Genomic DNA, 13935 nt, shown 5'->3' with positions numbered 1-13935 from the left:
CAGCAGCACCGACCACACGCCCATGAACCCCATGCCTGGCTTCCTCCCTCGCCCCACCGACCCCGCACCCTGCGCCTCCCATGAGACGCCGCCCCGCTGTGGAGGGGCCCCGGCGTTCCTGTGGGACGCCGGTGAGGTCGCCCTCAAAGGGGAAGACCCGGAGAGCGCGAAAGTGGCCCGGAACCGACATCGGTTCCGGGCCACTCCCTCACACCGCCTACTTCGGCTGCGGCTTGCGCACCGTCAGGTGCAGCTCCCGCAGCCGCGTCTCCTCCAGCTCCGTCGGCGCGCCCATCATCAGGTCCTGGGCGTTGCCGTTGAGCGGGAAGGCGATCGTCTCGCGGATGTTCGGCTCGTCCGCGAGGAGCATCACGATGCGGTCGACACCGGGGGCGATGCCACCGTGCGGCGGGGCGCCGAAGCGGAGCGCGCGCAGCATGCCGGCGAACTCGCGCTCCACGGTCTCGTCGTCGTAGCCCGCGATGTTGAAGGCCTTGAGCATGATGTCGGGCTCGTGGTTCCGGATCGCGCCGGAGGACAGCTCGACACCGTTGCAGACGATGTCGTACTGCCAGGCCAGGATGTCCAGCGGGTCCTGGTTCTCCAGGGCGTCCATGCCACCCTGCGGCATCGAGAACGGGTTGTGCGAGAAGTCGATCTTCCCGGTCTCCTCGTCCTTCTCGTACATCGGGAAGTCGACGATCCAGCAGAAACGGAAGACGTTCTCCTCGAAGTGCCCGGCCCGCTTCGCGGCCTCGACGCGCACCGCGCCCATGATCTTCGAGACCTCGTCGAACTCGCCCGCGCCGAAGAACACCGCGTGCCCGGCGGCCAGCGACAGCCGCTTCGTCAGCTCGGCCACGTTGTCCTCGGTGAGGAACTTCGCGATCGGGCCGGACAGCGAGCCGTCCTCGGCGACACGGACCCAGGCCAGGCCCTTGGCGCCCTGCGAGACGGCGTAGTCACCGAGCTGGTCGAAGAACTTGCGGGGCTGCGCCGAGACATCCGGCACCGGCAGCGCGCGCACGTGCTTGCCGGCGAAGGCCTTGAACTCCGACCCCTCGAAGATGTCGGTGATGTCGACCAGCTCCAGCTGGGCGCGCAGGTCCGGCTTGTCGGAGCCGTACTTCAGCATCGACTCACGGAACGGGATCCGCGGGAACGGCGAGGTGACCTCACGGTCGCCGCCGAACTCCGTGAACAGCTCGGTCATGAGCTTCTCGATCGGCTGGAAGACGTCCTCCTGCTCGACGAAGCTCATCTCGACGTCGAGCTGGTAGAACTCGCCCGGCGAACGGTCCGCGCGGGCGTCCTCGTCGCGGAAGCAGGGCGCGATCTGGAAGTAGCGGTCGAAGCCGGAGATCATCAGCAGCTGCTTGAACTGCTGCGGCGCCTGCGGAAGGGCGTAGAAACGGCCCGGGTGCAGACGCGAGGGGACCACGAAGTCACGCGCGCCCTCGGGGGAGGTCGCGGTCAGGATCGGGGTCGCCATCTCGTTGAAGCCGAGCGCCACCATCTTGTGACGGATCGCCGAGATGACCGCCGTGCGCAGCATGATGTTGCGGTGCATGCGCTCGCGACGCAGGTCGAGGAAGCGGTACTCCAGGCGCCGCTCCTCGTTCACCCCGTCCTCGGTGTTGATCGTGAAGGGCAGCGGCTGGGCGGCGCCGAGCAGCTCGACCTCGCCGACCTCGACCTCGACCTCACCGGTGGGCAGGTCCGCGTTGACGTTCTCGGTTCCGCGGGAGACGACCTTGCCGTCGATGCGGACCGTCGACTCCTTGGTCAGCTTGTCGAGGGCCTCGTACGCGGGCGTACCGGGACGGGCGACGAGCTGCGTGATCCCGTAGTGATCGCGCAGATCGATGAAGAGGATGCCGCCCAGGTCGCGCCGATTGTGCAGCCAGCCGCTCAGCCGGACGTCGGTGCCGACGTCAGAGGCGCGGAGCTCGCCGCAGGTGTGGGACCTGTACCGATGCATCGTCGTTCATCCAGTCTTCGCGGATCGGGGGCGTGTTTCACGTGAAACAACCCCCAGCGTACCGGGCCACCCGTGATCGGCTCCCACCATTGATCGGCGCCCCTCTTCGATCGGCTCCCACCACGAGGAACCGGGTGATCCGCCCATGAGGAACCCGGTGATCCGCCGACGGTGAACCGGGCGATCCATCCACGATGAACCACGCGATCAGTGGCACTCTTCGATCGTCTGTTCTTAAAGTGGGGCAATGCGCACTGGCGAGCCCTTGCCCGCCGTGGGGGATGTCCTGGCCTCCCTCGCGACCGGCCTCTGGCACTGGGACACCTCCACCGGCCTGGTCACGGTCGATGCCGAGGCGGCCCGGCTGCTCGGGCTGCCCACCGAGGGAGCCGTCCTCACGGAGGCCCAGACCCGGGCCCGGCTGCACCCCGTCGACTGGAACGAGATCACCGGCGTGATCCAGCTGGCCGTCGCCGAGGGCACCCTCGCCGAGGTCCGCATCCGGATCATGGACGAGCACGGCCGGATCGTCCGGGTCGTCCGCAGCAGATCCAAACCCTCCTTCGATCCGGTCAGGAAGGCGTACGAGCTGATCGGCACCCTCCAGGAGGTCACCGAGCCCTCACCCGGCACCCCGGCCGGCCGCAGCGCCGTCACCGGCGATTGGCGGCGCTCCCGCGAGGCGTTCCTGCTGGACGCGGGCCGGGCACTGGCGGAGGCCCGGTCCACCGAGGAGGTACTGCGGGTCGCGGCCAATCTGTCGATGCCCGGCTTCTCACCGGACGGCCTCGCCGTGTTCGGCGTCGAGGGCGACCGGCTGACGATCATCGGACACCACGGACAGCAGCCCGACGACGAGGACCCCTTCACCCAGATATCCCTCCAGACGGACTACCCGGCGGCGGAGGTCGTCCGCACCGGCCGGGCCGTCTACCTCTCCTCGCCCGAGCACTACAAGTCCCGCTACCCCCTCACCTGGCCGCTCGCCGCACAGTTCGGCCGCCACTCCTGGGCGTTCCTGCCGCTGACGGTGGCCGGGCGCACCATGGGCGCCTGGATGGCCGGCTTCGCCTATCCCGTCGCGTTCACCCCCGACGAGCGGTCCGTGCTCACCACCGTGGCCCGCATGCTCGCCCAGGCCCTCACCAGGGCCGGCGCCGCCGAGACCCAGCGCGAACTGACGGACGGGCTGCAGCGCTCCATGCTGCCCACGCTCGGCCCCGAGATCCCCGGCATGACCCTCGCCGCCCGCTACATACCGACCGGCGGCGGCCTCCAGGTCGGCGGCGACTGGTACGACATGATCCCGCTGCCGAACAAACGGTTCGCGCTGGTCATCGGCGACGTACAGGGCCACGACGTGCGGGCCGCCGGCCTCATGGGCCAGCTCCGCATCGCCCTGCGGGCCTACGCCTCCGAGGGCCACGGCCCCGACGCCGTCCTCTCCCGCGCCTCCCGCTTCCTCTACGGCCTCACCCACACCGGGGACGCCAATGCCCACGCCGACCTGCGCTTCGCGACCTGCCTCTACATCGAGGTCGACCCCGTCACCGGCGTCCTGAGAACCGCCCGCGCCGGACACCTCGACCCGGCGATCCGGATGACCGACGGCACGGTCCTCGTCCACGCAACCGCCGGCGGACTGCCCCTCGGCATCGACCCCGACTCCGACTACCCCACCACCCGCCTCGCCCTCGAACCCGGCGAGGCCCTGATGCTGTGCACCGACGGCCTGCTGGAGACCGGCGGACACGACCTCGACACCGGCTGGCGGCGCGTCCGCAAGATCCTGGAGAAACACGACGGCGGCCTGGAAGAGCTGGCGGACGCCCTCGTCCAAGCCGTGCACGGGCCGTCCTCGCACCACACCACCGGTCCGCTGGCCGACCGCCGCGAGGACGACATCGCCCTCCTGCTCGTCTGCCGCCACGGCGGCGCGGGCTGCGGAGGACTCGGCGCCACCACACCCGCACGCGCCGCCGTACGGCGCACCATGCTGACCATCGCGCAGGCCGAACCCGAGCGGATCGCCGAGGCCCGCGCACAGCTCCGCGACCTCCTGCACGACTGGCCCAGCGACGACCAGGTCGACTCGGCCGTCCTCCTCGTCTCCGAGATGCTGACCAACGTCCTCGTGCACACCGACGACGACGCGCTGCTCGTGGCGGAGGTGGCCGGCCACCCCGGCGAACGCCGGATGCGGATCGAGGTCACCGACACCAGCGACTCCCTGCCCCACAAACGCCGGCCCGGCGAACTGGCCTCGTCCGGCCGCGGCCTCGTCCTGACCGAACTGCTCGCCGACGAGTGGGGCGTGGCCCCGCGCGGCGAGGGCAAGACCATCTGGTTCGAGCTCTACGAGCCGGCGTCGGAAGGGGAGGCGGCCTCGGGGGCGGCGTAACGCTGCCGCAGCTCGTGCACCACCCCGAACGCCGCCGCCGTCAGCGGTACGGCGAGCAGCATGCCGAGAATCCCGGCGACCGACGCCCCCGCCGTGATCGCGAGCATCACCACCGCCGGATGCATCTGCACCGTCCGGCTCTGGATCATCGGCTGCAGCACATGCCCCTCCAGCACCTGCACGGCCAGCACCACCCCGAGCACCCACAACGCGATCACGAACCCCCGGTCGGCCAGCGCCACCAGCACGGCGACCGCCCCCGAGAGGAACGCGCCGAGATACGGGATGTACGCGCCGACGAACACGAGCGCCCCCAGCCCCACCGCACCGGGCACGTCCAGCACGAGCAGCCCGACGGTGATGCACACCGCGTCGATGAACGCGATGAGCGAGGTCCCCCGCATGAACCCCTCGACGGCCTGGAAAGCCCGCCGCCCCATGGCCTCCAGCCCGTCCGCCGTCCCGTCCGGGGCAAGGGCCCGCAGCGTGTCCACGGCCCGGTCGGAATCCCGCAGGAAGAAGAAGACCAGCAGCAGCGCCAGTACGGCCATGGCGATGCCCTCGCCCACCACACTCACCCCGCTGATCACCCCGGAGGCGGCCGTCCCGCCGAACTTCGTCAGCAACTCCCGCGCGTTGGAGGCGATGTCGTCCAGCGAGGTCCCCGCCGCCCCGAAATGCTCGGTGAGCCCCCGCGCCGCGTCCTTCAGCGAGGCCACGATCTCGTCACCGCTGTTCACGAGCGCGGCGACCACGATGTACACCGCCCCGCCCACCACCGCGACAACAGCCACACAGGTGACCCCCGCGGCCACCGACCGGTTGACGCGCGCCTTGACGAGCCGCCGGTGAAACGGCCCCAGCAACGCCGTCCCGAGCAACGCGAGCAACACCGGCACGACCGCCGTACGAAACTCCACGCACAGCCGGATCCCGACGTACACGACCCCCGACACCAGCAGGATCACCACACACCAGGCGGCCAGACGACGAACGGGGGCGGGAAGCAGCGACGGCACCCCTCCAGCGGATCACGCCCCACACGGGTTGTCCTGCGCGGACGACCGGCCGGGTGACGCCCCGTCATCAGCACACCCCCTCAGCAGAATCGATGCCTCAGTCCCCTGGGGAATGAACATCTCCGACAATCGTCCGAACCCCCCAGGCATATGCCTAGCGTCCGAGGTGGAGGTGATGCTCGATGTACGAGCACAACAACACGCCGCCCGACGAGACGACGACACAGCGGGACGCGATCGACATCAACGACTTCGTGTTCGCGGCCACGGGGGCGCGGGTACGGAGGCTGACCACGCCGGACGGCACACACTGGTTCCCGGCCGTCGATGTGTGCAGGAACCTGGGCTACTCACATGTGGGTTCCGCTCTGCGGAACATCGCCGACATGGCCAACTTCGCCAGTGTCGAGAGTGTGCTCCTGAAGCACACTCTCGGCATTCCCGCAGGTCGGGAGTGGCGACGAGACATGAATCTGGTGAATCTCCCAGGGCTGATCAGGTTGGTGAACGGCTGCACCAAACCCGAGTCCCAGCCCTTCAAAATCTGGGTCTCCGAAGTCATCGCCGCCATCCAGCGGGACGGCAGCTACAGCCTCGAACCGGCCGCCGTACAGCCCGCCCCCACCGGCGGCACGGCGTACGTCATGCCGCAGGAAGTCGCCGACGCCATCGTGCGGCTGGAGACGAGGAACATCCAGGCCGACGAGATGCTGGCGGCCGCCCAGGAACAGCAGACCGCTCTCCTCCGCCAGATGAGCAACAGCCAGGCATCGATCGCCCGCAGCCAAGGCCTCATCGCCGAGGCGCTCCAGGACATCGCGCAGGTCCTCAGGGGACGCCGCCCCGAACCCGAGTTGACGCCGCAGCAGCTCCTGGCCGCCTGGAAGGCCAAGAACCTCGTCTTCACCGAGGACATCCACGCGGTGGCGGCCTACCTGGCGCCCGCACTCGTCCGGGGCGAGGCCAGTTACCGCATGGAGGAGATCGCCGCTCGTACGGGGCTCTCCCTTGCCCGCGTCCACGACTGCCTCCGCACGCTACTCAAACGCGGCTGCATGCGGCAGACGGGCTGTGCCGCGGACGGGGCGCCCATCTACGTACTGCCGTAGCGGGGGCGCCCCGACGAGAGAAGGCCCGAAGTCGCAAAACGAAGTTGCGACTTCGGGCCCTCTCGTACGTTAGCCGGAGTTTCAGCCCCGCGGGCCACCCTCGGACATTCCGTGGACCGCCGGAATCGTGCCCAGCCGTCCCTTCTGGAAGTCGTCGAACGCCTGCTGGAGTTCGTCACGGGTGTTCATGACGAACGGGCCGTAGTGGGCCATCGGCTCACGGATGGGCTGTCCGCCGAGGAGGACGACCTCCATGTCCGGGGTGTGGGAATCCTGCCGCTCGTCCGCGCGGACGGTCAGGGAGGAGCCCGCTCCGAAGACGGCGGTCTGGCCCAGGTGGACCGGGCGGCGCTCGGCGCCGACCGAGCCCTTGCCCGCCATGACGTACGCGAGGCCGTTGAAGTCCTCGCGCCACGGCAGGGTGATCTCCGCCCCCGGCGCGAGGGTCGCGTGGACCATCGTGATCGGGGTGTGCGTGATACCGGGGCCCGCGTGCCCGTCCAGCTCGCCGGCGATGACACGCAGGAGCGCGCCGCCGTCGGGGGAGGTGAGCAGCTGGACGCTGCCGCCGCGGATGTCCTGGTAGCGCGGCGCCATCATCTTGTCCTTGGCCGGGAGGTTCACCCACAGCTGGAGGCCGTGGAAGAGACCGCCGGACATGACGAGCTGCTCCGGCGGCGCCTCGATGTGGAGGAGACCGGAACCGGCCGTCATCCACTGGGTGTCGCCGTTGGTGATGGTGCCGCCGCCGCCCTGGCTGTCCTGGTGGTCGAAGATCCCGTCGATGATGTAGGTGACGGTCTCGAAGCCGCGGTGGGGGTGCCAGGGAGTGCCCTTGGGTTCGCCAGGCGCGTATTCCACCTCGCCCATCTGGTCCATCATGATGAACGGGTCGAGGTGGCGGTAGTTGATCCCCGCGAAGGCCCGGCGCACCGGGAAGCCCTCGCCCTCGAAGCCGCTGGGCGCGGTGGTCACGGTGAGCACGGGACGTGCCACGGCGTCGGCCTGCGCGGCCACTCGGGGCAGGGTCAGCGGGTTCTCGACGGTCACTGCGGGCATGTCCGTACCTCCTTGGGTGACGTGCGTTCCACTTTAGTTGAGCATTGAACTTTCTGCCACCCAGAACGACGAGGACCCGGAGGACATTCCCTCCGGGTCCGCGCCGTCTGGACGATCAGTGTCGTGCCGTTGTTCCGTGTCAGTTGCTGAAGTACAGGTACTTCCACGCCCCGTACGTCGTCGAGTTCACCGTGTCACCGGACGAGCCGTTCACGTACACCGACCGCATCCGCGCCCGGATGCCGGACTCGCCGGGGGCGCCGAGGCTGACGGCCGACTTGCCGTTCGAACCGAGCGGGAAGTACTCCGAGTCCGAGGAGTACCAGGTGCCCTGGAAGTAGACCTGGAGGTCGAAGCGCTGCTGACGGCCCGGGTAGTAGGTCATCGTGGTCGTGAGCAGCGGGTCGGTGTTCTTGTGGAACCAGTAGTAGGAGGTCGACCCGATCTTCGCCGTCCTGTAGTGCCGCGAGACGGCGGTGGAGACCTTGACCCGCGCGTAGGCGTCGACCTTCACCGACTTCGGCGCGTACCGGGCGTCACCGGCGAAGACCGCGGTGACGGCCGTGTCACGGGTCATGTCCACCCACGCGCTGATGTTGCCGCTGGAGTTGACCGTGCCGGTCTTGATGAGCTTCTTCGGCTTGTCGGTGCCGAAGGGGTCCGCCCAGATCTGGACCGTCCGGTTCTTGTACGTCGTCCCGAGGTGCGCGGTGAACTTGACGTCGGTGCCGTAGTTGTACAGCTTGCCGTTGTTGTTCAGGGTCAGCGCCGTCGCGGCACGGGAGACGGCGACCTTGTCGGTGGCGGAGGCCGCGGTGTGCGCGGCGTCGCCCGCGTACGTCACCTTGTACGTGACCGTGCCGCCGGCCGGCGGGGTGTCCGTGAAGGAGTAGGTGCCGTTCGCCGCCACCGCGACGGCGGGAAGCGCCTTGCCGCCGGGGCTGTCCAGGTCGGTGCGGGTGACCGCGAGCCGGGCGCCGGCCGGGAGCGGCACCGTCGCCGAGAGCTTGCCGGTGACGGTGAGCTTCTTCGCGCGGGGCGCCGAGGCGGGGGCGTTGGCCGTGAGGGTGGGGACGTTGAGCGTCGGCTGGGTCAGGGCCTTCAGCGTGTAGACGCCGCCGGTCTGGACGAGCGCGAAGATCCGCGAGGAGTCGGGGGCCCAGCGCACGGTCACGGGAGCGTAGTCGGAGGATGCGGAGCCGGTGGTGTAGGTGCGCAGCGGCTGCGTGGCGTTCGGCCGGTAGACCGCGACCTTCGAGCCGACGGCCTGGGCGACCAGCCCGTTCGCCGCGACGTCGGCGCCGTTGCCTGCCGGGTAGGAGCCGGCCTTGCTGAACTTGCCGTCCGCGTAGGTGTCCCGGTCGGTGCCGTTGACCAGGACCTCGTCGGCTCCGGCGACGAGGTCGATGTCGCCGATTCCCTGGTTCAGCGTGTAGTCGCCGTCGTACCAGGCGGTGACCTTCGCCGTTCCGTCGGATACGTCGAGTACGGCCATGTCGTCGGTGGAGATGCCGGTCTGGCCGACGGCCAGCATGCCCGGCCGGTTCGGGTCGGTGTCCAGCAGTGCCTGGCCCCACAGGCCGATGGAGGTGCCTTCGGTCGGAACCTGCGCCATGGCCACCGGGTCGGTCCCGCTCGCCGGGTCCACGGTGGGATCGACCGAGCCGAGGTCGCCGTCCCACTGGTCGCCGTAGGAGAACCAGGCCTTGCCGCCGGCGAAGGCGAGGTGGCGCGGGCCGGTGTCGGTGGGGATGGCGTAGCGGGTCTTGACGTTGAGGGTGGCCGCCTCGAGGGCGACGATCTCGTGACTGTTCGGCAGGGCCGCGTACAGGGTGGTGCCGTCGTCGGACAGGGCCAGGTCGCTGACGCTGCCGAAGCCGACGTTGAGGTCGACGAGGGTGCCGTTGTAGTCGGCGGCGAGGATCCGTCCGTTCGCCGCGTCGCCGACGAACACCCGCTGGAGGGTGCCGTCCACGACGAGGCCGCCGGTGTTGGCGACGGTGGTGGCGGCCGCCGAGGCGGTGCCGGCCGATACGACGCTCAGCGCCGCCGAGCTGAAAAGGACCGCGAGCGCCGTCGCGACCGAAGTGCTGCGCATACGCACAGTGATGTACCCCCACGAAAGGAACCCGGTGGTCGTCCGGGTGATGAGAGCGCCGCGCGGCGCCCGCACCCACCGTGAGAGCGGTGGTGCGCGGGGCGCGGCTGCCAGGGAGAAACCCTATGGCATGCCTGTGACAAAGGGGGTGGGGTTTTCGGTCGCGCGCGCGACCGTCAGCCGTACATCAGCTCGGCCCGGCTTCAGCGGGGCCCGGCGAGGCGAATCAAGCGTGCCTCTCCAGCGTGTCAGCCGTACATCCGGCGCATCGCGAAGTCGACCATCTGTTCGACCGCCTTGGCGTCGAAGACCATCCGGTGCTCGCCCTCCATGTCGAGGACGAAGCCGTAACCGGTGGGCAGCAGGTCGAGCACCTCGGCGCCGGTGATGACGAAGTACTTGGACTCCTTGCCCGCGTACCGGCGCAGTTCCTTGAGCGTGGTGAACATCGGGATCACCGGCTGCTGGGTGTTGTGCAGGGCGAGGAAACCGGGGTTGTCGCCGCGCGGGCAGTAGACCTTGGAGGTGGCGAAGACCTGCTGGAAGTCCTCGGCGGCCATCTGCCCCGTGGTGAAGGCCCGCACCGCGTCGGCGAGCGAGGGCGGGGACGGCTCGGGGTACAGGGGCGCCTGCTGGCCGTATCCGCCCTGGCCGCCGGGCATCTGCTGCTGCGGCTGGGCGTACTGCTGCTGAGCGGCGCCACCGTCCATGGGCTGGCCGTATCCATACATGGGCGCAAGCGTACCGAGCCCGAACCGCGCCGTCCGTGGGTAGACCCTTCTCACACTTGACCGAGTGGGGGTTGCGTCTTATTACCGACGGGTAGCATCATCGGAGCTACTTGTTGGTACGTGAACTAGCGCGAGGATCAAGTGCCTCGCCGATCTCTCTCTACGGAGCGCAGTCGCCATGGGGCACTACAAGTCGAATCTCCGCGACATCGAGTTCAACCTCTTCGAAGTACTCGGGCGCGACAAGCTGTACGGCACCGGCCCCTTCGAGGAGATGGACACCGAGACCGCGAAAAGCATCCTCGACGAGCTGACCCGCCTCTCGGAGAACGAGCTGGCGGAGTCCTTCACGGACGCCGACCGCAACCCGCCGGTCTTCGACCCGGAGACCAACACCGCGCCGGTCCCCGCCTCCTTCAAGAAGAGCTACCAGGCCTTCATGGACTCCGAGTACTGGCGTCTCGGCCTGCCCGAGGAGATCGGCGGCACCACCGCGCCTCCGTCGCTGATCTGGTCGTACGCGGAGCTGATCCTCGGCGCCAACCCGGCCGTGTGGATGTACTCCTCCGGTCCGGCCTTCGCGGGCATCCTCTTCGACGAGGGCAACGAGACGCAGAAGCACATCGCGAAGATCGCCGTGGACAAGCAGTGGGGCTCCACGATGGTCCTCACCGAGCCGGACGCCGGCTCGGACGTGGGCGCCGGCCGCACCAAGGCCGTGCAGCAGGAGGACGGCTCCTGGCACATCGAGGGCGTGAAGCGCTTCATCACGTCCGGCGAGCACGACATGTCGGAGAACATCCTCCACTACGTCCTCGCGCGTCCGGAAGGCGCCGGGCCGGGCACCAAGGGCCTCTCGCTCTTCCTCGTGCCCAAGTACCTCTTCGACTTCGAGACCGGCGAGCTGGGCGAGCGCAACGGCGTCTACGCCACCAACGTCGAGCACAAGATGGGCCTGAAGGCCTCCAACACCTGCGAGATGACCTTCGGTGACCAGCACCCCGCCAAGGGCTGGCTGATCGGCGACAAGCACGACGGCATCCGTCAGATGTTCCGGATCATCGAGTTCGCGCGGATGATGGTCGGCACGAAGGCCATCTCCACCCTCTCGACCGGCTACCTCAACGCGCTGGAGTACGCCAAGGAGCGCGTCCAGGGCTCCGACCTGGCGGCCTTCGGCGACAAGACCGCGCCCAAGGTCACCATCACCCACCACCCCGACGTGCGCCGCGCGCTGATCACGCAGAAGGCGTACGCGGAGGGCATGCGCGCCCTCGTCCTCTACACCGCCTCGATCCAGGACGCGATCGCCGTCAAGGAGGCCGACGGCGAGGACTCCAGGACCGAGCACGCGCTGAACGACCTGCTCCTGCCGATCGTGAAGGGCTACGGCTCCGAGAAGGGCTACGAGCAGCTCGCGCAGTCGCTCCAGACCTTCGGCGGCTCCGGGTTCCTCCAGGAGTACCCGATCGAGCAGTACATCCGCGACGCCAAGATCGACACCCTGTACGAGGGCACCACCGCGATCCAGGGCCAGGACTTCTTCTTCCGGAAGATCGTCCGCAACCAGGGCGCCGCGCTGAACTCCCTCGCCGAGGACATCAAGAAGTTCCTGGAACTCGGCACCGGCGGCGAGGCCCTGGCGGGCGCCCGCGAGCACCTGGCCAAGGCCGCCGTCGAGCTGGAGGCCATCGTCGGCTTGATGCTGACCGACCTCGCGGCCACCGAGCAGGACGTCAAGAACATCTACAAGGTGGGCCTCAACACCACCCGCCTGCTGATGGCCTCCGGTGACGTGATCGTCGGCTACCTGCTGCTCAAGGGCGCCGCGATCGCCGCCGAGAAGCTGGAGACGGCCTCCCCGAAGGACAAGGCCTTCTACACCGGCAAGATCGCGGCGGCGAAGTTCTTCGCGGCCAACGTCCTGCCGGGCGTCACGCTCGCCCGCAAGATCGCGACCGGCGTCGAGCTGGACCTGATGGAGCTGGACGAGGCCGCGTTCTAAGAGGACGAGGCTGCGTTCCAACAGAACGCAGCGGCATCTCGGTCTTCGCGCTCATCGCGCTCATCGGGGCCTTCCGGACCCGGTGAGCGACCGGCCCGCAGCCGTCGGCGTCCGCTTCGGCACGCTTGCGCCGACCTCCACACCGTCCACACGAACGCCCGCTCCCTGATCGCCGGGAGCGGGCGTTCGTACGTCGTTAAGGTGAACCCCATGAGCGCACCCTCCCGCTTCGACCGCGGCCACACCGACGACCTCATGTCCTTCCTGACGGCGAGCCCCTCGCCGTACCACGCCGTGGCGACCGCCGCCGAGCGGCTGGAGAAGGCAGGGTTCCGACAGGTCGCCGAGACGGACGCCTGGGACGGGACGAGCGGCGGGAAGTACGTGCTGCGCGGTGGCGCGATCGTGGCCTGGTACGTCCCCGAGGGCACCGCACCGCACACGCCCTTCCGGATCATCGGCGCCCACACCGACTCGCCCAACCTCCGCGTCAAGCCGCTCCCCGACACCGGCGCGCACGGCTGGCGTCAGGTCGCCGTGGAGATCTACGGCGGTCCGCTGCTCAACTCCTGGCTCGACCGCGACCTCGGCCTCTCCGGCCGTCTCACCCTGCGCGACGGCTCGACCCGCCTGGTCGACATCGGCCGGCCGCTGCTGCGGGTGCCGCAGCTCGCCATCCACCTCGACCGGGCCGTCAACACCGATGGCCTCAAGCTGGACAAGCAGCGGCACATCCAGCCCATCTGGGGCCTCGGCGGCGATGTCCGCGACGGCGACCTGATCGCCTTCCTGGAGGAGGAGTCCGGGCTGTCCGCGGGCGAGGTCACCGGCTGGGACCTGATGGTGCACTCCATCGAGCCGCCCGCCTACCTGGGCCGCGACGAGGAACTGCTGGCCGGCCCGCGCATGGACAACCTGCTCTCCGTGCACGCCGGTACGGCGGCCCTGGCGGCCGTCGCGACGAGCGGCGCGACCCTGCCGTACATCCCGGTGCTGGCCGCCTTCGACCACGAGGAGAACGGCTCCCAGTCGGACACCGGCGCGGACGGACCGCTGCTCGGTACGGTCCTTGAGCGTTCGGTGTTCGCGCGCGGAGGGTCGTACGAGGACCGGGCGAGGGCCTTCGCGGGCACCGTCTGTCTGTCCTCGGACACCGGGCACGCGGTCCACCCCAACTACGCGGAGCGGCACGACCCGACGCACCACCCGCGCGTCAACGGCGGCCCGATCCTCAAGGTCAACGTCAACAACCGGTATGCCACGGACGGTTCGGGCCGGGCCGTCTTCGCCGCCGCCTGCGAGAAGGCCGGCGTGCCCTTCCAGTCCTTCGTCTCCAACAACTCCATGCCGTGCGGCACCACCATCGGCCCGATCACCGCGGCCCGGCACGGCATCCGCACCGTCGACATCGGCGTGGCCATCCTGTCGATGCACAGCGCACGGGAGTTGAGCGGCGCGGACGACCCGTACCTGCTGGCCAACGCGCTGGTGGCGTTCCTGGAGGGTTAGCGACGGGCCGCTAAATCTGTTCT

9 protein-coding genes are annotated in these 13935 nt (G+C 69.3%); 4 read left to right on the top strand and 5 right to left on the bottom strand.

Annotated elements, in window-relative coordinates; all coding sequences use genetic code 11:
- Positions 1 to 217: 217 nt before the first annotated feature.
- Positions 218 to 1981 (bottom strand): aspartate--tRNA ligase, encoded by a 1764-nt coding sequence (gene aspS, locus BZL64_RS32330; RefSeq protein ID WP_086772679.1) that lies wholly within the window; start codon positions 1979 to 1981, stop codon positions 218 to 220.
- A 247-nt stretch (positions 1982 to 2228) separates the two neighbouring features.
- Between aspS and BZL64_RS32325 the strand changes: the two genes are divergently transcribed.
- Positions 2229 to 4382, top strand: a complete 2154-nt coding sequence (locus BZL64_RS32325; protein ID WP_086772678.1) for a SpoIIE family protein phosphatase — start codon at positions 2229 to 2231, stop codon at positions 4380 to 4382.
- On the opposite strand, the gene BZL64_RS32320 is transcribed toward BZL64_RS32325, so the two are convergent.
- On the bottom strand, positions 4337 to 5401 hold the full coding sequence (locus BZL64_RS32320) for an AI-2E family transporter (RefSeq protein WP_208639562.1): 1065 nt from the start codon (positions 5399 to 5401) through the stop codon (positions 4337 to 4339). The genes BZL64_RS32325 and BZL64_RS32320 overlap by 46 nt on opposite strands.
- A gap of 182 nt (positions 5402 to 5583) precedes the next feature.
- Here BZL64_RS32320 and BZL64_RS32315 point away from each other — a divergent pair, with 182 nt between their 5' ends.
- Positions 5584 to 6510 (top strand): BRO-N domain-containing protein, encoded by a 927-nt coding sequence (locus tag BZL64_RS32315; RefSeq protein WP_086772677.1) that lies wholly within the window; start codon positions 5584 to 5586, stop codon positions 6508 to 6510.
- An 81-nt stretch (positions 6511 to 6591) separates the two neighbouring features.
- Here the strand turns inward: BZL64_RS32315 and BZL64_RS32310 are convergent, their stop codons facing one another.
- From BZL64_RS32310 to BZL64_RS32300, 3 genes are all read right to left on the bottom strand, one after another.
- A complete protein-coding gene (locus tag BZL64_RS32310) occupies positions 6592 to 7569 on the bottom strand; it encodes a pirin family protein (protein ID WP_086772676.1) in 978 nt (325 codons plus the stop codon).
- Positions 7570 to 7708: 139 nt separating this feature from the next.
- A complete protein-coding gene (locus BZL64_RS32305; RefSeq protein ID WP_086772675.1) occupies positions 7709 to 9667 on the bottom strand; it encodes an NHL repeat-containing protein in 1959 nt (652 codons plus the stop codon).
- A gap of 248 nt (positions 9668 to 9915) precedes the next feature.
- Complete coding sequence (locus tag BZL64_RS32300; RefSeq protein ID WP_086772674.1) at positions 9916 to 10398, bottom strand: SseB family protein; 483 nt, start codon at positions 10396 to 10398, stop codon at positions 9916 to 9918.
- Positions 10399 to 10576: 178 nt separating this feature from the next.
- On the opposite strand from BZL64_RS32300, the gene BZL64_RS32295 reads away from it, so the two are divergent.
- Positions 10577 to 12403 carry an acyl-CoA dehydrogenase gene (locus BZL64_RS32295; protein WP_086772673.1) on the top strand — a complete coding sequence of 609 codons (1827 nt, stop codon included), beginning with the start codon at positions 10577 to 10579 and terminating at the stop codon, positions 12401 to 12403.
- 210 nt (positions 12404 to 12613) lie between these two features.
- Positions 12614 to 13912: a M18 family aminopeptidase gene (locus BZL64_RS32290; RefSeq protein ID WP_086772672.1), complete on the top strand. Its 1299-nt coding sequence runs from the start codon at positions 12614 to 12616 to the stop codon at positions 13910 to 13912.
- The last annotated feature ends 23 nt before the right edge of the window (positions 13913 to 13935 follow it).

Origin of the sequence: Streptomyces bobili (genome assembly GCF_002154575.1) — a bacterium.
Lineage (GTDB): Bacteria > Actinomycetota > Actinomycetes > Streptomycetales > Streptomycetaceae > Streptomyces > Streptomyces bobili.
The sequence above is the reverse complement of the archived record's forward strand: the minus strand, read 5'-3'. Positions and strand labels throughout refer to the sequence as shown.